Origin of the sequence: Micromonospora sp. NBC_00858, from assembly GCF_045207365.1 — a bacterium.
Classification (GTDB): Bacteria; Actinomycetota; Actinomycetes; order Mycobacteriales; family Micromonosporaceae; genus Micromonospora.
In genome coordinates this window covers 4,290,228-4,311,467 of sequence record NZ_CP108828.1, presented here as the reverse complement: position 1 = coordinate 4,311,467, position 21,240 = coordinate 4,290,228, and the positions used below count along the sequence as shown (strand labels likewise).

Genomic DNA, 21,240 nt, shown 5'->3' with positions numbered 1-21,240 from the left:
AGCTCTCACCTCTACAACCCGCGCGGAGCGACGAACTCATCGCCGCGTACTGACCAACTTTCCTCGTCCTGCCCGAGTTCCATGCCGAGGCCGCACATCCGGACGGTCTCCGGGGTTAGGAACGACACCACCTCGGCGATCATGGTGCCGCGCAGCGCGACGACGTCCAGTGCCGCCGCGGTGAAGACAGACGTCTCCGGATCCCAGAGGTAGGTCCCGAAGGCGAGCTGCCCGTTCGCGTACGTCGGGACGAACCGCCACCGCACCGCCAGCGGGCCGTCCAGCAGGAACCCTCGGATGCCCTCGTGGCCCTCGTACCACCGGGGCAGCGGCGGCATCGAGTACCGGGCGTCGTCGGTGAGCATCGCCAGGATGGCGTCGACGTCGCCCCGCTCCCACGCGGCCACGTACCGCCGGGCCACCTCGCGTACCTTCTCGTCGCCGAGGCCGCTCAACTCCGTCTGCTGGCTGGTGGCGGTCGGGCGCAGCGCGTCGACCACCCGGCGGGCCCGTTGCAGGGCACTGTTGACCGCCGCGGCGGAGGTGTCGAGCAGATCGGCGACCTCGGCGGCGGGGTAGCCGAGCACGTCCCGCAACAGCAGCACGGCCCGCTGCCGGCCGGGCAGGTGCTGCAGCGATGCGACGAACGCGAGCTCCAGATGCTCGCGCTCCACCATCCGCTGCGCCGGGTCCAGTTCCCCGGCAGGGGCCGACCGCCGGTCCGGGTACGGCCCGAGCCAGGCGGTTTCGGCCAGCGCCGCCGCCCCCGGCGTGAGGTCGGTGGGCAACTCCCGGCGCCGACCCCGGCGTTCGATCATGGTGAGGCACCGGTTGGTGGCGATCTTGTAGAGCCAGGCTCGCAGCGTGCCGCGATCCTCGTACCGGTCCCCGCTCTGCCAGGCCCGCGTGAAGGTCTCCTGCACCGCGTCCTCAGCGTCGTGGAAGGAGCCGAGCATCCGGTAGCAGTGGGCCGTCAGCTCGTCGCGGTATGCCTCGACCAGCAGGACGAACGTCACGGTGGTAGAGCCTACATTCACCACGGCCGACGTCCGGTCGCCCGCGAGCTGACCGCTGGCTGCGGCGACGGCTGCCAGGATTGATCCGGGCATGGCGGGGTAGGTGCCGCCATGGTCGATGCGGGTCGGCACGAAGCGGACAGGGGAGCCTCGACCCGCACCGACGACACCGCCCAGACCGGCCTGGCGGCGATCGTCGCCCGGCTTCGCGGCCGTTCGGCGGCCACCGTGCGGGACCGGTTGCGTCGGGTACGCGCCATGGGCGGGCTCGCCGTGCAGGCCGGCCTGGCCGCGACGCTGTCCTGGCTGGTGGCGCACGACCTGCTGCACATCTCGCAGCCGTTGTTCGCGCCGATCTCCGCGGTGTCGACCCTCGCCGCGTCGGTCGGCCAACGCCTGCGCCGCACCGTCGAGCTGATCATCGGGGTGACCGTCGGGGTGCTGATCGGTGACCTGCTGCTCGTCGTGATCGGCACCGGGTGGTGGCAGCTCGCCGTGGTCGTCGTCCTGGCGATCCTCGTCGCGTTGTTCCTCGTCAGCAGTGCGGCGGTGGTGGTCCAGGCCGGGGCGACCGCGGTGCTCATCACCACGCTCAGCCCATCCGTGCGTGACCTGGAGATCCCCCGGTTCGTGGACGCGCTCGTGGGGGGAGGGGTGGCGCTGCTGGTGACCGCGGTGCTGCTGCCGCTGAACCCCCTGCGGGTGCTCAACCGGGCCGCGCGGCCGGCGCTGGATCTCCTCAGCACCCAACTCGACGCCACCGCCGGCGCGCTGACCGAACGCGATGCCGCTGCGGCGCGTACGGCCCTGGCCGAGCTGCGGCAGAACAAGGACGAGTTGAAGGCACTCGTCGAGGCGACCCAGGGCGCCCGGGAGGCCAGCACCCTCTCGCCGGTGCACTGGCACGAGCGGCACGGGCCGGTGGGCCGGTTCGCGCATGCGGCGGAACCGATCGACCGGGCGATGCGCAACAGCGGGACGTTGATCCGCAGGGCGGTGAGTCTCATCGAGGACGGCGAGCCGGTCCCGGAGCCGATGCCGAGGGCGGTCGCCTGCCTGGCCGAGGCGGTCCGGCTCCTGAAACGGCAGTTCGCCGTCGGCGACGAACCGCGGCAAGCGCGGGATCAGGCGCTGCGAGCGGTCTGTGCGGCCGGTGATGCCTACCGGGAGGGGGTCGGCTTCTCCGGTGCCGTCGTGGTCGCGCAGGTCCGAACGGCCGTCAGTGACCTGCTGGTGGCTACCGGGCTGGACCAGGAGGACGCGAACCTCCTGGTCAGGCGCGCCTTCGGCGAGTTGACGTCGCCCATCGGGGGCCGCGGGGACTGATCGGTTCCTACCTGGTGGCACCATCGTGAGCCAAGGGGTGTTGCGGCTGAGCCAAAGTGGTGCCATGATGGTGCCATGGAACTGAGGCCGTACGTCGAGAACCTGCGAAACGAGTTCGCTGTGGCCGCGGAGGGCGTCGACCAGGACGGTCGCGCGCTGGCCGAGCGGCTCTTCACCCAGTTGGAGGCCGCGACCCGCCTCACGCTGCTCGAGGCCCTGTCCGACGCGGCCGACGAGATCACCCGCGAGCTCGCCCCGGGTTCGGTGCACGTACGGCTGCGCGGTCGCGAGCCCGACTTCGTGGTGACGCCGGCCAGCCCGCCGGTCGACGGCGCTGGCGAGCAGACCCGCGCGCCCGCGCAGCCAGCGCCGGTGCTCACACCCGAGGGTGACGACGGCGGCACGTCGAGGATCAACCTCCGCCTCCCCGACCACCTGAAGGCCAGCGTCGAAGAGGCCGCCGGCCGCGCCGGGCTGTCGGTCAACGCCTGGCTGGTGCGTGCTGTCGCCGGCGCCATCGGGGCGGGCGATCCAGATCGTCGTCCGACCCGCCGGACGGAGCCGCGCTCCGGCCAGCACTTCACCGGCTGGGCGCGCTGACCGCGTACCCCTTCTTCTTTCTTCCCGCCGCTCACCTGCAGCGATGCCCGCTGCCCACATTCCGGGAGACCACCATGCCTGTTTTCGATACGCCAGAGCCCATCTCCGTCCAGATCGAGCTGCCCGTCGGCGACGCCTGGATCGCCGCGACCGACCGCACCGACACCGTCGTGCGGGTGCGGCCCCGTGACCCGTCGAGCAAGGCCGACGTGAGCGCCTCCGAGCAGACCACCGTCGAGTACGCCGCCGGCCAACTGATGATCAAAGCGCCGAAGAGCTGGCGTCGCTTCGGCCCCGGAGCCGGACCCTCGGTCGACCTCCTGATCGAGGTGCCGAGTGGATCGCGGGTGGACGCCAAGGCATCCTGGGCGGCCTTCCGCTGCGAGGGGCGGCTCGGCGAGTGCAACGTCAAGACCGGTGGCGCGATCCGGCTCGACCGGACCGGGCCGGTGGACATCGACAGCAGCCACGGCGAGGTCACCGTCGAGCACGTCGCCGGATCTGCCCAGGTGAAGGCGTCCTCCGGCAAGGTACGCATCGGCGTGGTCGACGGCACCGCCGAGATCAAGAACTCTTCCGGCGACTGCTGGATCGGCCAGAGCAACGGCGACGTCCGGCTCAACACCGCCTACGGCGACATCGCCGTCGACGAGCCGATGGCCTCGGTGGAGGCGCGCACGGCCTACGGCAACGTCCGCCTCGGTGGGGTCGTGCGGGGGTCGATCGAGGTGCAGACCTCCTACGGGGCCATCGAGGTCGGCGTCCGCCGCGGGACCGCCGCCTGGCTCGACGTCAGCTCCCGCCATGGCCGGGTGCACAACGCGCTCGACACGACAGACAGCCCGGGGCAGACCGACGAAACGGTCGAGGTCCGGGCGAGCACCGCCTACGGCGACATCATGATCCGCCGCGCCTGATGGACCGCGCACGGCGAGACCGTCCACGAATCGAGGAGACCATGGCCCGACCCACCCGGCCCGCGATCATCGCGACCGGCCTGCGCAAGTCCTACGGCGACAAGGTCGTGCTCAAGGGCATCGACCTGGAGATCGCCGAAGGAACGATCTTCGCGTTGCTCGGCCCCAACGGCGCCGGCAAGACCACCGCCGTGCAGATCCTGTCCACTCTGATCAATGCCGACAGCGGCGAAGCCCGCATCGCCGGCCACGACCTCACCCGAGAGCCCGACGCCGTACGCGAGCTGATCGGCGTCACCGGCCAGTTCTCCGCCGTCGACAACCTGCTCACCGGTCAGGAGAACCTGAACCTGATGGCCGACCTGTGCCACCTGGACCGGGCGGCCGGCCGGCGGCGCACCGCCGAACTGCTCGACCAGTTCGACCTGGTGGAGGCGGCGAGCAAGCCGGTGTCGACCTACTCCGGCGGCATGCGCCGGCGGCTCGATCTCGCGATGACCCTGGTGGGGGAGCCCCGCCTCATCTTCCTCGACGAGCCGACGACCGGCCTCGACCCGCGCAGCCGCCGCGCCATGTGGCAGATCATCCGTGACCTCGTGGCGGATGGCGTCACCATCTTCCTGACCACGCAGTACCTGGAGGAGGCCGACCAACTCGCCGACCGGGTCGCGTTCCTCGACCACGGCCGCCTGATCGCCGAGGGCACCCCGCACGAGCTCAAACGGCTCATCCCCGGTGGACACGTCGTGCTGGAGTTCGCCGACCTGGCGGGGCTCGACGCGGCCGCCCGCACGCTCGCGACGGCCACCCGCGACGACACGGCGCTCACCCTGCAGGTCCCGAGCGACGGCGGGGTCGGGTCGCTGCGGTCCCTGCTCGACCAACTCGACCGGGCCTCGGTCAGCGTGGCCGGCCTCGCCCTGCACACCCCCGATCTCGATGACGTCTTCCTTGCCCTCACCGGCCAACCCGACAACGAAAGGGCCATGGCGCGATGACCACGCTCTCTCTTGCCGTCCGTGACTCGAGCACGATGCTGCGGCGCAACCTCCTGCACATGCGGCGCTATCCGTCGATGACCCTCATGCTCGTCGGCATCCCGGTCATCATTCTGCTGCTCTTCGTCTATGTCTTCGGTGGCACGCTCGGCGCCGGCCTCGGGCCCTCCGGCGACCGTGCCCAGTACGCCAACTACGTCACCCCTGGCATCCTGATCATCACGGTGGTCAGCGGGGCGCAGGGCACCGCCATCTCGATTGCCATGGACATGACCGAGGGCATCATCGCCCGGTTCCGCACCATGGCGATCTTCCGACCGTCGGTCCTCACCGGCCACGTGCTGGGCAGCCTGTTCCAGACACTGATCAGTCTCGCGGCCGTCACCGGCGTGGCACTGCTGGTCGGGTTCCGACCGACCGCCAACCCGATCGAGTGGCTCGCCGCGATCGGCGTCCTGGCCATGATCACCTTTGCGCTCACCTGGCTGTCGGTGGCGCTCGGCCTGGTCAGCGAGAGTGTCGAGACGGCGAGCAACCTGCCGATGCCGCTGGTGCTGCTGCCGTTCCTCGGCAGCGGGTTCGTCCCCACCGACTCCATGCCCACCGCGGTACGGTGGTTCGCGGACTACCAGCCCTTCACGCCGGTCATGGAGACCATTCGCGGCCTGCTGCTCGGCACCGGGATCGGCAACAACGCGATCCTCGCGGTCGGCTGGTGCGCCACCATCTCCGTGCTCTGCTTCTTCTGGGCCAAGGCGCTGTACAAGCGCAGGGCCGCGGGCTGATCCCGGCCAATCCACCGAAGACCGACGGCCCGGCTGACCAGCCGGGCCGTCGGTTCATGCTCGGGTCTGCCGGGAGCACCGTGGGCACCCGCGGACGTTGCGAAGCTGTTGCGGGCAGATGTCTTGACGGCTTTGGATGTGAGCGTTAACACTGGGTCCGTCAACGGTGGAGGTGGACATGACCCGTGTGGACGGAGCCGGCGAAAGCTACGTCGTCGGCGTCGACTTCGGCACCCTGTCCGGGCGAGCCCTGGTGGTCCGTGTCGGTGACGGCGCCGAGTTGGGGACCGCGGTGCACGAGTACCGCGACGGAGTCATCAGCGCGGCGCTTCCCGGAGGCCGGCCACTGCCGCCGGACTGGGCCCTGCAGAATCCGGACGACTACCGCGACGTGCTGCGGTACGCCGTACCGGCGGCCGTGTCCGCCGCCGGGGTCGACCCCGCCGCGATCGTCGGCATCGGCATCGACTTCACCGCCTGCACCGTGCTGCCGACGTTCGCCGACGGCACTCCGTTGTGCGAGGTGCCGGAGCTGCGCGACCGCCCGCACTCCTGGGTCAAGCTGTGGAAGCACCACGCCGCCCAGCCGCACGCTGACCGGATCAACGCCCTGGCGCACGATCGTGCCGAGCCGTGGATCGGCCGGTACGGCGGCAAGATCTCCGCCGAGTGGCAGTTCGCCAAAGGCCTGCAGATCCTGGAAGAGGACCCCGAGGTCTACCACCGGGCCGAACGTTTCATCGAGGCCGCGGACTGGATCGTCTGGCAGCTCAGCGGCACCGAGACCCGGAACGTCTGTACGGCCGGTTACAAGGGGATCCGGCAGGATGGCCGGTACCCGTCGGCGGGTTTCCTGACCGCGCTCAACCCCGGCTTCGCCGACTTCGTGGCCAAGTTGGACGGCCCACTGCTGCCCCTCGGCGCCCGGGCCGGCTCGCTCACCGCCCGTGCCGCGGCCTGGACCGGCCTGCCGGAGGGGATCGCGGTGGCCGCCGGCAACGTCGACGCGCACGTCACGGCGGCCTCCGCGCAGGCCGTGGAGCCCGGTCGGCTCGTGGCGATCATGGGCACGTCGACCTGCCACGTGGTCAACGGCGCACACCTCGCCGAGGTGGCCGGGATGTGCGGCGTCGTCGACGGTGGCATCAGCCCCGGCGCATGGGGTTACGAGGCCGGGCAGAGCGGAGTCGGCGACATCTTCGGCTGGTTCGTCGAGCACGCCGCCCCGACCGGGTTCGACTCGCACGAACGCCTCACGGAGTTGGCCGCCAGCCAGCCGGTCGGCGCGCACGGCCTGGTCGCGCTGGACTGGTGGAACGGAAACCGCTCGCTGCTGGTCAACCACGACCTCAGCGGGATGATCGTCGGGATGACCCTGGCCACCCGGCCGCAGGACATCTACCGGGCGCTGTTGGAGTCCACGGCGTACGGCACGCGGATGATCATCGAGGCGTTCGTCGAGGCCGGCGTGGCGGTGGACGACCTGGTGATCGCCGGCGGTCTCACCTCCAACGAACTGCTGATGCAGATCTACGCCGACGTGACCAACCGGCCGCTGAGCATCATCGGCTCCGCGCAGGGGCCGGCGCTCGGGTCGGCGATCCACGCCGCCGTCGCCGCTGGCGAGTACCCCTCGATCCACGAGGCGTCGCGGGCGATGGGCCGGGTGCACGAGGCTGTCCACCGGCCGGATCCCGATCGGGCACGGGCGTACGACGCCCTCTATGCCGAGTACCGGGCGCTGCACGACCACTTCGGTCGCGGTGGCAACGACGTCATGCTCCGCCTGCGGACGATCCGCAACGCCGCCCTCGGGACCGGTGTGGCCACGCACGAGACAGCGCTGGAGGTGGTCGCGTGAACGCCGAGGTGAGCCGACAGATCGGCGAACTGCGCGAGACGGTCGCCCGGCTGCACGCCGAACTGACCCGGTACCGCCTGGTGGCCTGGACGGCCGGCAACATCTCCGCGCGGGTTTCCGGTCTGGACCTCATGGTCATCAAGCCCAGCGGCGTCGGCTACGACGAACTCTCGGCGGACACCATGGTGGTCTGCGACCTCGATGGCGTCCTCGTCGAGGGCGACCTCGCCCCGTCCAGCGACACCGCCGCCCACGCCTACGTCTACCGGGCGATGCCGGAGGTCGGCGGGGTCGTCCACACGCACAGCAGCTACGCCACCGCCTGGGCGGCCCGGGGGGAGGCGATCCCCTGCCACCTGACCGCCCAGGCCGACGAGTTCGGCGGGGAGATCCCGGTGGGCCCGTTCGCCCTGATCGGTGGTGACGACATCGGCAAGGGCATCGTCGCCACGCTCGCCGGGCATCGCTCACCCGCGGTGCTCATGCGCAACCACGGCGTCTTCACCGTCGGTCGTGACGCCCGCGCGGCGGTCAAGGCCGCGGTCATGTGCGAGGACGTCGCCCGCACCGCGCACCTGGCTCGCGCACTCGGGCAGCCGGTGCCGATCGCGCAGGCCGACATCGACGCGCTCTACCACCGCTACCAGAACGTCTACGGCCAACAACCGCTCTCACCGGCGGGTTCCTGACCGGCCACCGGCCACGCCCGGATCCGCCGGCCGGCACCACCGAGGTACCAGTACGCACCACCCGCGTACGCCGCTCTCCGCACGTCGGCGGTTGGCGCGGTCACCCACCACCCCGAGCCAAGGAGATCCGATGCGAAAGATGCGAACGCCCTCCGCTCCGTGGCGCGCCGCGGCGGTCCTCGCCAGCGTGCTGCTCGTCGGCAGCGTGGCCGCCTGCGGCAACAGCGACACCGGCGGGGCAGCCGACGACGGAAAGATCACCCTGGGCTTCTCCCAGGTCGGTGCGGAGAGCGGCTGGCGTACCGCGAACACCACCTCCATCAAGGACTCCGCCGCCGCGGCCGGCATCGAGCTGAAGTTCGACGACGCGCAGCAGAAGCAGGAAAACCAGATCAAGGCGATCCGCAACTACATCCAGCAGAAGGTCGACGTGATCGCCTTCTCGCCGGTGGTGGAGTCGGGCTGGGACACCGTGCTCAAGGAGGCCAAGGACGCCGGCATCCCGGTGATCCTGACCGACCGCTCGGTCGACTCGGCCGACAAGTCCCTCTACAAGACCTTCATCGGCTCGGACTTCGTCAAGGAGGGCCGGCTCGCCGGGGAGTGGCTGGTCGAGCAGAAGAAGACCGCGTCCGGGCCGGTGAACATCGTCGAGTTGCAGGGCACCACCGGCGCGGCGCCGGCCAATGACCGCAAGAAGGGCTTCGCCGAGGCGATCGCCGCCAACCCGAACCTGAAGGTCGTCGCGTCCCAGTCGGGCGACTTCACCCGGGCCGGCGGCAAGCAGGTCATGGAGCAGTTCCTCAAGGCCAACCCGAAGATCGACGTGCTGTTCGCGCACAACGACGACATGGGCCTGGGCGCGCTGGAGGCGATCACCGCCGCCGGCAAGGTGCCCGGCAAGGACATCACCATCATCACGGTCGACGCCGTCAAGGACGGCATGCAGGCCCTCGCCGACGGCAAGTTCAACTTCATCGCGGAGTGCAGCCCACTGCTCGGCCCGCAGTTGATGGACCTGACGAAGAAGGTCCACGCGGGCGAGGAGGTGCCGGCTCGGATCGAGACCGAGGAGACCACCTTCACCCAGGAGCAGGCCAAGGAGGCACTGCCCAACCGCAAGTACTGATCGACGCCGGGGTCGCCGCGCTCGCGTGGCGGCCCCGCCTCGTCGCCAGGGCACGTCCACGTCGACAACCAGAAGAGGTCTGATGGGATGACGGATAGTCGTCCGGTCCTGACGATGACCGGGATCAGCAAGTCCTTCCCCGGGGTGCGCGCACTCCACGACGTCGACTTCCGGCTTCTCCCCGGCGAGGTGCACGCCCTGATGGGCGAGAACGGCGCCGGCAAGTCGACCCTCATCAAGGTCCTGACCGGCGTCTACGACACCGACGAGGGCGTGATCACCCTCGACGGCGAACCGGTGTCCTTCACCGGGCCGATGCAGGCCACGGCCGCCGGGGTGAGCACCGTCTACCAGGAGGTCAACCTCTGCACCAACCTCTCGGTGGCGGAGAACATCTTCATCGGGCGCGAACCTCGCCGGCTCGGCGCGGTCCGCTGGGGCGAGGTCCGCCGCCGAGCCCGTGCCCTCCTGACCCGCCTCGACCTCGACCTCGACGTCAGCGCACCGCTCGGGACGTACTCCGTCGCCATTCAGCAGATGGTCGCCATCGCCCGCGCGATCGACATCCAGGCCCGGGTGCTGATCCTGGACGAGCCGACCTCCAGCCTCGACGCCGGTGAGGTCGCGCAGCTGTTCCGCATCATGCGTCAGCTCCGCGACGAGGGCATCGCGATCCTCTTCGTGACCCACTTCCTCGACCAGGTCTACGAGATCGCCGATCGCATCACCGTGCTGCGCAACGGCGGGCTCGTCGGCGAGTACCCGATCGCCGAGCTACCCCAGCTCACGCTGGTCGAGAAGATGATCGGCAAGGAACTCGACGTGCTCGAAAGCATCGAGGAGCACTCCCGGCGGGACGTGACGGCCCTGGAAGAGGGCACCCCGCTCCTTGCCGTGTCAGGCCTCGGCCGCTCCGGAGCGGTCGAGCCGTTCAGCCTCACCATCCACGCCGGGGAAGTGGTCGGCCTGGCTGGCCTGCTGGGCTCCGGGCGTACCGAGGTGGCCCGGCTGTTGTTCGGCGCCGACCGGGCCGACGGCGGACAGGTCACGGTGGACGGCACCACGAGCAGCCTCCGCACCCCCGCCCAGGCCATCGGCCACGGCATCGGCTTCTGCTCGGAGAACCGCCGCGCGGAGGGCATCGTCGCCGACCTGTCGGTGCGCGAGAACCTGATCCTCGCCATGCAGGCCGCCCGCGGCTGGCTGCGGCCCGTCCCGCGCCGCCGCCAGGACGAGCTGGTGGAGAAGTACATCAAGGCCCTCAGCATCCGGCCGTCCGACCCGGAGGTGCCGGTGCGCAATCTCTCCGGCGGCAACCAGCAGAAGGTGCTCCTGGCCCGGTGGTTGATCACCGAGCCGCGGCTGCTGATCCTCGACGAACCCACCCGGGGCATCGACATCGGCGCGAAGACCGAGATCCAGAAGCTCGTGACGCAGTTGTCCGACGGCGGGATGGCCGTGCTGTTCATCTCCGCCGAGCTGGAGGAGGTGCTGCGCCTCAGCCACAAGGTGGCCGTGATGCGTGACCGGCAACTGGTCGCGCAGCTCGCCAACGACGACACCCTCGATGCCGACCGCATCATGCAGACCATCGCGAGCGGGTCCCACCGGGAGGAGGCAGACCGATGAACGACACCATGGGCCGCTACCGGGCGCTGACCGCTCACCGGCTGTTCTGGCCCGCCGCCGTGCTGGTCGTCATGCTGGCCGCGAACACGATCTACCGGCCCGGGTTCCTGTCCATCGAGGTCACCGACGGGCACCTGTACGGCACGCCGATCGACATTCTGCGGCTGAGCGCGCCGCTGATCCTCGTGGCGCTGGGCATGACCGTGGTCATCTCGACCGGCGGCATCGACCTGTCGGTCGGCTCGCTGTGCGCGATCAGTGGCGCGATCGCCTGCATGTACATCAGCCAACAGCCCGACCAGAACAGCCTTCCCGTGGTGCTGACCGCGCTCGCGATGGCGCTCGGGGTCGCGCTCGTGCTCGGCGCCTGGAACGGGGTGCTGGTCGCGGTGATCGGTATCCAGCCGATCATCGCCACGCTGATCCTGATGGTGGCCGGCCGAGGGCTCGCGCAGCTGATCACCGAGGGCCAGATCATCACCATCAACTCCGGCCCGTACCGGGCGATCGGGCTGGGCCACGTGCTGACCCTGCCACTGGCCATCCTCATCGCGCTGGCGGCGGCCCTGCTCGTCGGCGCGTTCACACGCCGCACCGCGCTCGGCATGATCATCGAGTCGGTGGGCGGTAACGCCGAGGCCAGCCGGCTGGCCGGCATCCGCTCCGGCCGGGTCATCTTTCTCGCGTACGTGCTCAGCGCCGGCTGCGCCGCGATCGCCGGTTTCATGATGACGGCCAACGTCTCCAGCGCCGACGGCAACGCCGCCGGCCTCTGGGTGGAGCTCGACGCCATTCTCGCGGTCGTCATCGGCGGCACGTCCCTCGCGGGCGGCCGGTTCTTTCTCAGCGGCACGATCCTCGGCGCGCTGATCATCCAGACCCTGACCACCACGGTGTACGCCATGAACATCTCGCCGCAGACCGCGCTGTTGTTCAAAGCGGTCGTCGTCATCGCCGTCTGCCTCATCCAGGCCCCGGCCTTCCGGGCCCGCTTCACCCGCCGAAGGAGCGGTGCCCCGCCGCGCGGCGCCGTTGCCGACAAGCCGAAGGAGCAGGTGCCGGCATGACCACTGGATCGCTCACCGCCCGTCGGCCCCGGATCCGGCTGCCACGGCGGCAGGTGCCGGTTCTGGCCACGCTCGCCCTGCTCCTGGTGATGTACGGCATCGGCGTGTCCCAGTACCAGGCGTTCTCCAACGTGCAGGTCATCTTCAACGTCTTCATCGACAACGGCTTCCTGCTCGTCGTCGCGGTGGGGATGACCTTCGTGATCCTCACCGGCGGCATCGACCTGTCGGTCGGGTCCGTCGTCGCCATGACGGCCATGGTGTCGGCCTCGCTGCTCCAGCAGGGCCTACCGGCGGCGCTCGTGCTCGTCATCGCGCTGCTGATCGGGCCGACGCTCGGCCTGCTGATGGGCTGCGCCATCCACTTCTTCGACATCCAGCCGTTCATCGTCACGCTCGCCGGGATGTTTTTCGCCCGGGGCATGTGCACGTTCATCTCCGGGTCGTCCATCCCGATCACCGACGGGTTCTGGACCAGGATGTCGCAGGAGCGGGTCGGCGATCCCCGGGGCAACTTCGTCTCGATCAGCGTGCTCATCGCCTTCGCCGTGGTCGCCGTCGCCGCTTACACGCTGGCCTACACCCGGCTGGGGCGCAACGTGTACGCCATCGGCGGTAACCCGCAGTCGGCGCTGCTGATGGGCCTGCCGGTGGGGCGTACCCGGATCGCCGTCTACACGATCAGTGGTCTCTGCTCCGCCATCGGCGGGATCCTGCTGTCGTTCTACACCCTCTCCGGTGCGCCCCTGATCGCCGTCGGCATGGAGTTGGACGTCATCGCCGCGGTCGTGATCGGCGGCACCGTGCTCACCGGTGGCTCGGGATACGTCCTCGGCACCGTGCTCGGCGTGCTGGTCCTGGGCGTGATCCAGACGCTCATCACCTTCGACGGGAGCCTCAACTCCTGGTGGACCAAGATCGTGATCGGGGGTCTGCTCTTCGCGTTCATCCTCCTTCAGCGCCTCATCGGAATCCGTTACAAGTGACCGCCCCTCTCGCGGAAGGCAACCCCATGGCACCACGCACCGAACCCGAGATCTGGTTCCTCACCGGCAGCCAGGGCATGTACGGCGAGGAGACGCTCCGGCAGGTGGCCGAGCAGTCCCGTCTGATCGCGGCCGTGCTCAACGACTCGCCGCAGATTCCCGCCCGGGTGGTCTGGAAGCCGGTCCTGACCAACAGCGGTGACATTCTGCGGGTCTGCCGCGATGCCGCCGCACAGGGCGCGATCGGGGTCGTTGCGTGGATGCACACCTTCTCCCCGGCGAAGATGTGGATCGCCGGCCTGGACGCGCTGCAGACGCCGCTGCTGCATCTGCACACCCAGGCCAACGTCCTGCTGCCGTGGGACGAGATCGACATGGACTTCATGAACCTGAACCAGGCCGCCCACGGCGACCGGGAGTTCGGGTACATCCAGACCCGCCTTGGTGTGGCCCGCAAGACCGTCGCCGGGCATGTCAGCGACCCGCGGGTGACGAGCCGCGTCGGGGCCTGGGCCCGGGCGGCAGTCGGCTGGTCGGCGATGCGGTCGTTGCGTCTGGCCCGCTTCGGCGACAACATGCGCGACGTCGCGGTGACCGAGGGCGACAAGGTCGAGGCGGAGCTGCGCTTCGGGGTCTCGGTCAACACCTACGGCGTCAACGACCTGGTCCAGGTGGTCGACGAGGTCGCCGACACCCAGGTGGACGACCTGGTCAAGGAGTACGACGACAGCTACCGCATCGTCCCCGAGCTGCGTCCCGGCGGTGAGCGGCACGACTCGCTGCGGTACGCCGCCCGCCTGGAGCTTGGCATGCGTGCCTTCCTCGACGAGGGCGGGTTCCGGGCGTTCACCACCAACTTCGAGGATCTCGGCGGCCTGCGTCAGTTGCCCGGCATCGCCGTGCAGCGGCTGATGGCGGACGGCTACGGCTTCGGCGGCGAGGGCGACTGGAAGACCTCCGTCCTGGTCCACACCCTCAAGGCAATGTCGGTCGGCCTGGACGGCGGCACGTCGTTCATGGAGGACTACACCTACGACCTCACCCCGGGCGAGGAGTTGGTGCTCGGTGCCCACATGCTCGAGGTCTGCCCGACGATCGCGGCGGGCGTGCCCGACGTGGAGATCCACGCGCTGAACATCGGCGGTCGGGAGGATCCGGTCCGGCTCGTGTTCGACGCCGCACCCGGTCCGGCGGTGGTGCTCGGGCTGGCCGACATGGGGGATCGCTTCCGGCTGGTGGCCAACGAGATCGACGTGGTGTCTCCGCCGCAGCCGTTGCGGCGGCTGCCGGTGGCCCGGGCCGTCTGGCGTCCACGACCGCACCTGCCCGGGTCGGCCGAGGCGTGGATCACCGCGGGCGCGCCGCACCACACGGTGCTGTCGCAGGCGGTGGGCGTGGCGGAGTTGCACGACCTGGCCGAGATGAGCCGGACCGAACTCGTGGTCATCGACGCCGACACCGAGCCCCGCCGTTTCGCCAACGAGATCCGCTGGAACCAGGCGTACTACCGGCTGGCCCGCGGCTTCTGACCTCGCGGCCCGCGCAGCCATGACGGATGGCCCGTCCCTGCCTTCGCCGGGCGGGTAGGGATCGGGCCACCCCGCGCCGGCGACGGAATGCCCTCCCGGTGGAAGGAGTCCGAGCTGCCATGCCGTACCACGAGAACGTCGCTGCCCGCGTCCCGCATGCTCCGCCGTCCCGGCTCGGCCGCGCCGGGTCGACGAGGGCTGTTGGCGTAGGCTGTCGGCAATCAGCGCTGGTCACCAGGGATTCAGCACCGGTTCGGTGGGTGAGCCGGAGGATCGGGGCCCGGGCCGCCCCGGTCGACGTCGGCGGGCCGCAGCTTCGACGTCGTGGGCGGGGGGAGTGACATGGCCGTGCACGGTCCGGCGATGACGGACGTCGCTCGTCTGGCCGGTGTCTCCCACCAGACGGTGTCGCGGGTGCTCAACGGGCACCCCAACGTGCGTGAGCAGACCCGGCTGCGGGTGCGGGCGGCGATCGCCGAGCTCGGTTACCGGCCCAACGGCGCGGCGCGTGCGTTGGTGACCGGCCGGTCGCAGGTCATCGGCGTGGTCGCGCAGAACACGACGTTGTACGGTCCGGCGTCGTTGCTGGCCGCGTTGGAGCAGACCGCCGCGGAAGAGGGTTTCGCGGTCAGTGTGGGCAGTGTGCGGGACCTGGACCACCGTTCCATCTCGGCTGCGGTGGAGCGGCACCTGTCGCACCGGGTCGCTGGCATCGTCGTCATCGCGCCGGTCGAGTCGGCCGGTGAGGCTCTGGAACGTCTGCCCAAGGACGTCCCGTTGGTCACCGTCGACGGTGATCCGCGCCGGCCGGTGCCGTTGGTGACGGTCGACCAGGCGGCTGGTGCCCGGGCGGCGACCCAGCACCTGCTCGATGCCGGGCACCGCACGGTCTGGCACGTGTCGGGGCCGTCCGACTGGTTCGACAGCGTCGGTCGGATCGAGGGCTGGCGGGAGGCATTGGCGGCAGCGGGGGCGGAGCTCCCACCGCTGATGCCGGGGGACTGGTCCGCGGCCTCGGGATACCGGTGCGGGCAGATGTTGGCGCGGATGCCGGAGGTCACCGCGATCTTCACCGCCAACGACCATCTCGCGCTGGGCGTGCTGCGGGCGTTGCACGAGTTCGGTCGGCGTGTGCCGGACGAGATCAGCGTGGTCGGCTTCGACGACGTGCCGGAGGCGGCGTACTTCATCCCGCCGCTGACCACCGTCCGGCCGGACTTCGACGCGGTGGCTCGGGCGAGTCTTCAGCTGTTGCTGACCCAGATCGAGACGGGCACCGGAGGGGCGCTGCGGCAGACCATCGCCCCGACCCTGGTCGCCCGCGACAGCGTCGCCGCGCCGCCCCGCCGCTGACGGCTCCCGCTCCTGCCGCCCAGCCTCGCCGGGCGGCTCCGGTCCGGAGTGGAGGGAGCGCGAGCGGCCTCGCTCGCCGGGTGGCTTCCGTTACGAGACTGTGGCGCCGGGATTTCCGAGAAGGTGTTGACGTGTGCTGTGTGAGCGCTAACACTACCCGAAAGGTGACAGCTTGCCCCGGCGGTCGGCGGGGAGTCCGGAGAGGAGAAACCCGTGCGCAGGAAATTCCTGGTTGCTCTCGGCGGCGCGGTGTTGGCGCTGAGCCTGGCGGCGTGCAGTGGCGAGGGTGCTGGCAGCGGCGGTGACACCAGCGAAGAGAAGCCCGGCGACCTGACCATCGGTGTCTCGATGCCGACCCAGACCTCGGAGCGGTGGATCGCCGACGGCAAAGCGGTGAAGGAGAAGCTGGAGGCGAAGGGCTACAAGGTCGACCTCCAGTACGCGGGCGACGACATCCCGACCCAGTCGCAGCAGGTCGACCAGATGATCACCCAGGGCGCGGACGTCCTGGTCATCGCGGCGATCGATGGCACGGCGCTCAGCGGCCAGTTGCAGGCCGCCGCCGACGCGAAGATCCCGGTCATCGCCTACGACCGGTTGATCCGCGGCAGCAAGAACGTCGACTTCTACGTCAGCTTCGACAACTACAAGGTCGGCGTCGCCCAGGGCACCGGTCTGCTGGTCGGTCTCGGTCTGCTGAACAAGGACGGCTCGAAGGGCACGGCGAAGGGCCCGTTCAACATCGAACTCTTCGCCGGGTCGCTGGATGACAACAACACCCAGTACTTCTTCGGCGGGGCCACGGACACGCTGAAGCCGTTCATCGACGCCGGCACCCTGAAGGTGAAGTCGCGCCAGACCACCGCCGAGCAGGTGGCGACCCTGCGGTGGCAGCAGGAGACCGCGCAGAAGCGGATGGAGGACCTGCTCACCTCCAGCTACAACGACGGCTCGCGGGTCGACGGCGTCCTGTCGCCGTACGACGGCATCTCCCGGGGCATCATCACCGCCCTGCAGAACGCCGGCTACGGCAAGGCGGGTAAGAAGCTCCCGGCGGTGACCGGCCAGGACGCCGAGATCGCCTCGATCAAGCTGATCAACGACGGCGTGCAGACCTGCACCGTCTTCAAGGACACCCGTCTGCTGGCCGAGCAGGCCGTGAACGCTTCCGAGGCGTTCCTGCAGGACAAGCAGCCGCAGGCCAACGACACGCAGACGTACAACAACGGCGTGAAGGTCGTGCCGTCGTACCTGCTGCCGATCGCGACCGTCTACAAGGACGACATCAAGACCGCGCTCATCGACTCGGGCTACTGGACGGCCGAAGAGGTCGCCGCCGGTCAGGCCAAGAACTGACCGTCCGCCGGGCTCGGCGGCCACCGCCGAGCCCGGCGCCACGGAGTACCGCGTCCGTACCTGACAGAGGACAGTGAGCATGGACGACACCATCCTCGAGATGCGCCGCATCACGAAGACCTTCCCCGGGGTGACCGCGCTGGAGGACGTCACCCTCGCGGTGCGCCGGGGCGAGATCCACGCCATCTGTGGTGAGAACGGCGCCGGCAAGTCGACCCTGATGAAGGTGCTGTCCGGCGTCCACCCGTCCGGCTCGTACGACGGCGAGATCCTGTTCGACGGCAAGCCGATGCAGTTTCGCGGCATCCGGGACAGCGAGGCCAACGGCATCGTCATCATCCATCAGGAACTCGCCCTGGTGCCGTACCTGTCGATCGCCGAGAACCTCTTCCTCGGCAACGAACGTCGCGGCCGCAGCGGGCTCATCGACTGGAACCGGGCCAACGCCGAGGCGGCCGAGCTGCTGGCGTCCGTCGGGTTGCACGAGAACCCCGTCACCCCGGTCATCCAGCTCGGCGTGGGCAAGCAGCAGCTGGTGGAGATCGCCAAGGCGTTGTCGAAGAAGGTGCGCCTGCTCATCCTGGACGAGCCGACCGCCGCCCTCAACGACGTCGACTCGGCTCACCTGCTCGACCTGTTGCGACAGCTCAAGGACCAGGGGATCACCTGCATCATGATCTCCCACAAGCTCAACGAGATCACCGCGATCGCCGACTCGACCACGGTCATCCGGGACGGGCGCGCGGTGGAGACCCTCGACATGCGAGCCGACGACGTGACCCAGCAACGGATCATCCGGGGCATGGTCGGGCGCGACCTGGACAGCTTCTACCCGGACCGGGAGTCGTCACCCGGCGAGGAGGTGCTCCGGATCGAGGACTGGACGGTGCGGCACCCGACCCAGGACCGGATGGTCGTCGAGGGCGTCGGCCTGTCCGTACGGGCCGGTGAGGTCGTCGGCGTCGCGGGGCTGATGGGGGCTGGGCGGACCGAGCTGGCGATGAGCGTGTTCGGCCGGTCCTACGGCCGCGACATCAAAGGCCGGCTGTTCGTGCACGGGCGGGAGATCAGCGCCCGTACCGTCGCGGAGGCGATCGACAACGGCATCGCCTACGTCACCGAGGACCGCAAGCGGTTCGGCCTGAATCTCATCGACGACGTCCGGCGCAACGTCTCCGCCGCCGCCCTCGACCGGCTGGCCCGGCTGGGCTGGGTGAACGGCAACGAGGAGATCAAGGTCGCCGAGGCGAGCCGGCGGGAGATGAACATCAAGACGCCCAGCGTCATGGCCGTCGTCGGCAAGCTCTCCGGCGGCAACCAGCAGAAGGTCGTGCTGTCGAAGTGGCTCTTCACCGACCCGGACGTGCTGATCCTGGACGAACCGACACGCGGGATCGACGTCGGAGCCAAGTTCGAGATCTACACGATCATCAATCGGCTGGTGGCCGACGGCAAGGCGGTGATCATCATCTCCTCCGAGCTGCCGGAGCTGCTCGGGATGTGTGACCGCATCTACACCCTCGCCGCGGGCCGGATCACCGGTGAGAAGCCGGTGGGCGAGGCGACCCAGGAGAGCCTCATGGAGCTGATGACCAAGGACAAGGAGTTCGTGGGATGACCAGCATCAAGACCCCCTCGACGGAGCGCCCGACGCCCCCGGACGGCGCGCCGGCCGCCGCCCTGCACACCGGGACGAGCGACCTGCGGGCACTGGTGCTGAACAACCTGCGGCAGAGCGGGATCTACGTCGCCCTGGTCGTCATCGTCGCGCTCTTCGCGATCCTGACCGACGGGGTGTCGCTGAGCCCCGGGAACATCACCAACATCGTCCTGCAGTACTCGTACATCCTGGTGCTCGCGATCGGGATGGTCATCCTGATCATCGGCGGGCACATCGACCTGTCGGTGGGGTCGGTGGTCGCGCTGACCGGAGCGGTCTCCGCCGTCCTGGTGATCCAGCAGGGCTACCCGTGGTGGGTCGGCATCCTGGCCGCACTGGCCGTCGGCGTCGCGGTCGGCGCCTGGCACGGCTTCTGGGTCGCGTACGCCGGCATCCCGGCCTTCATCGTGACCCTGGCCGGGATGCTGCTGTTCCGTGGCCTCACCCTGCGGGTGCTCGACAACATCTCGCTGTCGCCGTTCCCGGCCGAGTACCAGCGCGTCGCGGCGGGATTCCTCAACGGACTGCTCGGCGGGCAGGGCTACGACGCCTTCACGCTGCTGATCGGCGCCGTAGCCGTGGCCGGGTACGCGGTGAGCGGCTTCCGCACCCGCGTCGCGCGCATCCGGTACCAGCAGCCCGTCGAGTCGTTCCCGCTGTTCGTCGCCCGGGTCGCCGTCGTCGGCGCGGTCATCATGTACTTCGCCTGGCAGTTGGCGCACGCCCGTGGGCTCCCGATCGTGCTGATCGTCCTGGCGGTCCTCGTCCTGGTCTACGGCCTGCTCACCCGGCGTACCGTCTTCGGTCGCCAGGTCTACGCGATCGGCGGCAACCTCTCGGCGGCGGCGCTCTCCGGAGTGAAGGTCCGCACCGTCAACTTCTGGATGTTCGTCAACATGGGCTTCCTCGCGGCGGTCGCTGGCGTCATCTACTCCTCGCGGTCCAATGGCGCTCAGCCCGCCGCCGGCAACATGTTCGAGCTGGACGCGATTGCCGCGGCGTTCATCGGTGGCGCGGCGGTCACCGGCGGGGTGGGCACGGTGGTGGGCGCGATGGTCGGTGGTCTGATCATGGCGGTGATGAGCAACGGCATGCAGCTGATGGGTGTCGACCAGTCGACGCAGTCGGTGGTGAAGGGGCTCGTCCTGCTCGTCGCCGTGGCCTTCGACGTCTACAACAAGCGACGCGCCGGCGCGGCCCGCTGACGCCGGGACGGCGCGTGCCGTCGCGCCTCTGGGGCTGAACCCGTCCCTGCGCCCTTCCTGTCGAGCTGCCCCACATCTGGGGCAGCTCGACAGCGTTTGAGGGAGGTCCTCCGGCCCGGTGGGTGAGGGCCGTCATCCAAGATCGGTCACCAGGCGGGCAGGTAAGCGGGCCGATTCGGTCACCGGGTCGGGCCGTCGAATCGCCGGATGTCAGGTCGTAACGCCGAGGCGCGCGTCCGACCCGGGCACAACCCGGGCACCGGAGCGACCCCTGTGAGTCTCGCCACATCGATGCGCCGGTGTTAGACAGGACCCAGACAAAGCGGTGCCAGCGGAGGAGGTGCGGAATGCAGGCTCAGGAGCGGCGGCATCGGATCCTGGAGCTGGTCCGCGCCGAGGGTCAGGTGCTGGTCGCCAAGCTCGCCGTCGAGCTGGTCGCGGCTCCCGAGACCATTCGTCGGGACCTGCGGGTTCTCGAGGAACACGGGCTCGTGCGGCGTACTCACGGGGGTGCCTACCCGGTGGAGAGCGCGGGCTTCGAGAGCAGCCTGGCGGTGCGGACGACCCGGCGGGTGCATGACAAGCGCCGGATCGCCGCGGCTGCCGTCGGTCTGCTCCAGGACGCGGAGACGGTGTTCATCGACGAGGGCTTCACCCCTCAGTTGATCGCCGAGGCGCTGCCCCGGGACCGGCGGCTGACCGTGATCACCGCGTCGCTGATCACGGCCGCCGGCCTGGCCACCGCCCCGGCGGTGACCGTCCTGCTGCTCGGCGGCAGGGTCCGCGGCCGGACACTGGCCACGGTGGACCACTGGGCCGGTGACATGCTGGCCGGCTTCGTCATCGACCTGGCCTTCGTCGGCGCCAACGGGATCAGCCGCGAGCACGGGCTGACCACACCCGATCCCGCCGTGGCCCACGTCAAGTCACGTGCCATGCGGGCGGCCCGGCGCAGCATCTTCGTCGGCCTGCACACCAAGTTCGGCGCGAGCAGCTTCTGTCGCTTCGCGGAGATCGCCGATCTGGAGGCCATCGTCACCGACGCCCACCTCGGTGCCGCCGAGGCGCACCGGTACTCCGTTCTGGGGCCGCAGGTCATCCGGGTCTGACCCCGACCGAAAAACCACACCGCCA

At 69.8% G+C, this 21,240-nt stretch carries 18 protein-coding genes; 17 read left to right on the top strand and 1 reads right to left on the bottom strand.

Features of this window, described 5'->3' with window-relative positions; translation table 11 throughout:
* Positions 1 to 11 precede the first annotated feature (11 nt).
* Positions 12 to 1,109, bottom strand: coding sequence for a sigma-70 family RNA polymerase sigma factor (locus OG990_RS20020; protein WP_406081826.1), 1,098 nt, complete (start codon positions 1,107 to 1,109; stop codon positions 12 to 14).
* Positions 1,110 to 1,127: 18 nt separating this feature from the next.
* Here OG990_RS20020 and OG990_RS20015 point away from each other — a divergent pair, with 18 nt between their 5' ends.
* From OG990_RS20015 to OG990_RS19935, 17 genes are all read left to right on the top strand, one after another.
* Positions 1,128 to 2,342 (top strand): FUSC family protein, encoded by a 1,215-nt coding sequence (locus tag OG990_RS20015; RefSeq protein ID WP_406076703.1) that lies wholly within the window; start codon positions 1,128 to 1,130, stop codon positions 2,340 to 2,342.
* A 75-nt stretch (positions 2,343 to 2,417) separates the two neighbouring features.
* Positions 2,418 to 2,942 (top strand): hypothetical protein, encoded by a 525-nt coding sequence (locus OG990_RS20010; RefSeq protein WP_328425369.1) that lies wholly within the window; start codon positions 2,418 to 2,420, stop codon positions 2,940 to 2,942.
* A 74-nt stretch (positions 2,943 to 3,016) separates the two neighbouring features.
* On the top strand, positions 3,017 to 3,859 hold the full coding sequence (locus OG990_RS20005) for a DUF4097 family beta strand repeat-containing protein (protein ID WP_406076702.1): 843 nt from the start codon (positions 3,017 to 3,019) through the stop codon (positions 3,857 to 3,859).
* A 41-nt stretch (positions 3,860 to 3,900) separates the two neighbouring features.
* Positions 3,901 to 4,857 carry an ATP-binding cassette domain-containing protein gene (locus tag OG990_RS20000; protein ID WP_328425373.1) on the top strand — a complete coding sequence of 319 codons (957 nt, stop codon included), beginning with the start codon at positions 3,901 to 3,903 and terminating at the stop codon, positions 4,855 to 4,857.
* Positions 4,854 to 5,642, top strand: coding sequence for an ABC transporter permease (locus OG990_RS19995; RefSeq protein ID WP_355612272.1), 789 nt, complete (start codon positions 4,854 to 4,856; stop codon positions 5,640 to 5,642). The genes OG990_RS20000 and OG990_RS19995 overlap by 4 nt, the downstream gene beginning before the upstream one ends.
* 178 nt (positions 5,643 to 5,820) lie before the next feature.
* Positions 5,821 to 7,503, top strand: coding sequence for a ribulokinase (araB, locus tag OG990_RS19990; RefSeq protein WP_406076700.1), 1,683 nt, complete (start codon positions 5,821 to 5,823; stop codon positions 7,501 to 7,503).
* Positions 7,500 to 8,192, top strand: a complete 693-nt coding sequence (locus tag OG990_RS19985) for an L-ribulose-5-phosphate 4-epimerase (RefSeq protein WP_386988870.1) — start codon at positions 7,500 to 7,502, stop codon at positions 8,190 to 8,192. Before araB ends, OG990_RS19985 begins: the two co-directional genes overlap by 4 nt.
* A 130-nt stretch (positions 8,193 to 8,322) precedes the next feature.
* On the top strand, positions 8,323 to 9,321 hold the full coding sequence (locus OG990_RS19980) for an ABC transporter substrate-binding protein (RefSeq protein WP_386988868.1): 999 nt from the start codon (positions 8,323 to 8,325) through the stop codon (positions 9,319 to 9,321).
* Between the two features lie 87 nt (positions 9,322 to 9,408).
* Entirely contained in the window at positions 9,409 to 10,950 is a 1,542-nt protein-coding gene (locus OG990_RS19975; RefSeq protein ID WP_406076698.1) for a sugar ABC transporter ATP-binding protein, read from the top strand.
* The gene (locus OG990_RS19970) at positions 10,947 to 12,017 is read left to right on the top strand and encodes an ABC transporter permease (RefSeq protein ID WP_355612287.1); all 1,071 of its coding nucleotides are present in this window, start codon (positions 10,947 to 10,949) and stop codon (positions 12,015 to 12,017) included. Before OG990_RS19975 ends, OG990_RS19970 begins: the two co-directional genes overlap by 4 nt.
* A complete protein-coding gene (yjfF, locus tag OG990_RS19965) occupies positions 12,014 to 13,003 on the top strand; it encodes a galactofuranose ABC transporter, permease protein YjfF (RefSeq protein WP_328425387.1) in 990 nt (329 codons plus the stop codon). Before OG990_RS19970 ends, yjfF begins: the two co-directional genes overlap by 4 nt.
* A gap of 26 nt (positions 13,004 to 13,029) precedes the next feature.
* Positions 13,030 to 14,532 carry an L-arabinose isomerase gene (gene araA / locus OG990_RS19960; RefSeq protein WP_406076696.1) on the top strand — a complete coding sequence of 501 codons (1,503 nt, stop codon included), beginning with the start codon at positions 13,030 to 13,032 and terminating at the stop codon, positions 14,530 to 14,532.
* A gap of 363 nt (positions 14,533 to 14,895) precedes the next feature.
* A complete protein-coding gene (locus OG990_RS19955) occupies positions 14,896 to 15,885 on the top strand; it encodes a LacI family DNA-binding transcriptional regulator (RefSeq protein WP_328425391.1) in 990 nt (329 codons plus the stop codon).
* A gap of 213 nt (positions 15,886 to 16,098) precedes the next feature.
* Positions 16,099 to 17,241, top strand: a complete 1,143-nt coding sequence (gene chvE, locus OG990_RS19950; RefSeq protein ID WP_406076694.1) for a multiple monosaccharide ABC transporter substrate-binding protein — start codon at positions 16,099 to 16,101, stop codon at positions 17,239 to 17,241.
* A 79-nt stretch (positions 17,242 to 17,320) separates the two neighbouring features.
* Positions 17,321 to 18,859: a multiple monosaccharide ABC transporter ATP-binding protein gene (gene mmsA / locus OG990_RS19945; protein WP_328425394.1), complete on the top strand. Its 1,539-nt coding sequence runs from the start codon at positions 17,321 to 17,323 to the stop codon at positions 18,857 to 18,859.
* Positions 18,856 to 20,106 (top strand): multiple monosaccharide ABC transporter permease, encoded by a 1,251-nt coding sequence (gene mmsB, locus OG990_RS19940; protein ID WP_355612300.1) that lies wholly within the window; start codon positions 18,856 to 18,858, stop codon positions 20,104 to 20,106. The genes mmsA and mmsB overlap by 4 nt, the downstream gene beginning before the upstream one ends.
* Before the next feature lie 347 nt (positions 20,107 to 20,453).
* Positions 20,454 to 21,215 carry a DeoR/GlpR family DNA-binding transcription regulator gene (locus OG990_RS19935; RefSeq protein ID WP_328425398.1) on the top strand — a complete coding sequence of 254 codons (762 nt, stop codon included), beginning with the start codon at positions 20,454 to 20,456 and terminating at the stop codon, positions 21,213 to 21,215.
* The last annotated feature ends 25 nt before the right edge of the window (positions 21,216 to 21,240 follow it).